The 1,307-nt window shown below is 67.9% G+C and carries 1 protein-coding gene and 1 pseudogene; one reads left to right on the top strand and one right to left on the bottom strand.

The window, feature by feature from the left end; translation table 11 throughout:
- Nucleotides 1-224 (bottom strand): annotated as a pseudogene (locus BLS95_RS53810) (hypothetical protein); the annotation flags it as partial.
- A 352-nt stretch (nucleotides 225-576) separates the two neighbouring features.
- Here BLS95_RS53810 and BLS95_RS53805 point away from each other — a divergent pair.
- Nucleotides 577-1,307: hypothetical protein (locus BLS95_RS53805; protein WP_218136470.1), on the top strand; the 731-nt coding region annotated here is incomplete at its 3' end.

Raw genomic sequence — 1,307 nt, 5'->3', positions numbered from 1 at the left:
GCGGGGGCGACCAGCGTGGCGCCGTCGGTGCCGTGCTGGTCGGGCTCCTTCACCATGTCGAGCGCGGGCGCGTGCGCCCAGGTGTCCAGCCGCCACTGCTGGCCGCACGGGAAGGGCAACTGCAGGGCGGGCGCGGCCATCGCCGGGCTCGCCGTGGCGACCAGGCCGCAGGCGGCCAGGACCATGGCGCCGGCGCCGAGTCGTAAAGCGGTGATTCTGGACATGAGGCTCCTCCAGTAGACGAGCGAAAATGGTTGGGGATTTGGTCTCCGCCGGCCGGTCGTGTTCCCGGGAGCAGACGATCAGAAGTCTTCACCAGGCCGCTGAAAATTCACCTTCAATCAGGCCCAAACCCGTTCCCTTCATTTCCTGGCAGCGCACTCTTACCAGGTCAGGGGCGATCCGCGCCGAAATCCGCGCGCCATCCCACGCTTCCGGCCCGTCGCTGAACGATCCCGCGGCCGGCGTACCGGATTTCCCGGGCCGCGGTCTTGAAGGCGCGTTACAGATCAAATACAGCCGGGGGTGGCAGTTTGCTGCGGGAAGGAAATCGCCCAGCGAATGGAGGAAAGACCGATGGTCATATTCACGCTTCGCCGCTCGTTAGCCGTTGTCTGCGCTGTCGCGGCGGCGGCGTTCGGACTCACCGCGGTGGACGCCGCCCGCAAGGTGGCGCCGGCGCAGGCCGAGAGCGTGCCCAACGGCACGATCACCCGCGCCGAGGTGCTCTCCCGCGCGCAGAACTGGGTCGACCGCAATGTCAGGTACAACAAGACGCGGGACTCCGGCACGTTGATCACGGACGTGGAGGGCGACAACCGGTACGGCCCGGACTGCTCCGGACTCGTGTCCATGGCGTGGCACATGACCGCGAACGCCGGCAAGGGAGGAAACAGTACGTATGATTTCCTCGACTCCCCCGACATCATCCCCCTGCCGAGCGCGCACAGTCTCCTTCCCGGGGACGCGATTCTCCGCGGAGGGCACATGGAGCTCTTCGCGCGCTGGAAGGACCCGGCCGACCACACCAAGGGCGCGTGGACCTACTCCCTCAACGGGACCGGCGATCCCGACTCCAACGGGTGGGAGAACGACTGGGCCAAGGGCCCCGCGGCCAACTCACACGGCCAGCGCGGGGAAGAGTCGTGGTCGAGCATCGTCAACGACTACACCCCCGTGAAGTACCGCAGGATCGTCGACGAAGCGCCGCTGCCCCAGGGCAGGGTCTCGGTGTACGGGGTGCAGCCGGACGGGCGGCTCACCTACGCCGCGATCGACGCCGCGACCGGGCGGCGTACCCACGGCAA

Source organism: Nonomuraea jiangxiensis, assembly GCF_900099965.1.
Taxonomy (GTDB): Bacteria; Actinomycetota; Actinomycetes; order Streptosporangiales; family Streptosporangiaceae; genus Nonomuraea; species Nonomuraea jiangxiensis.
The sequence above is the reverse complement of the archived record's forward strand: the minus strand, read 5'-3'. Positions and strand labels throughout refer to the sequence as shown.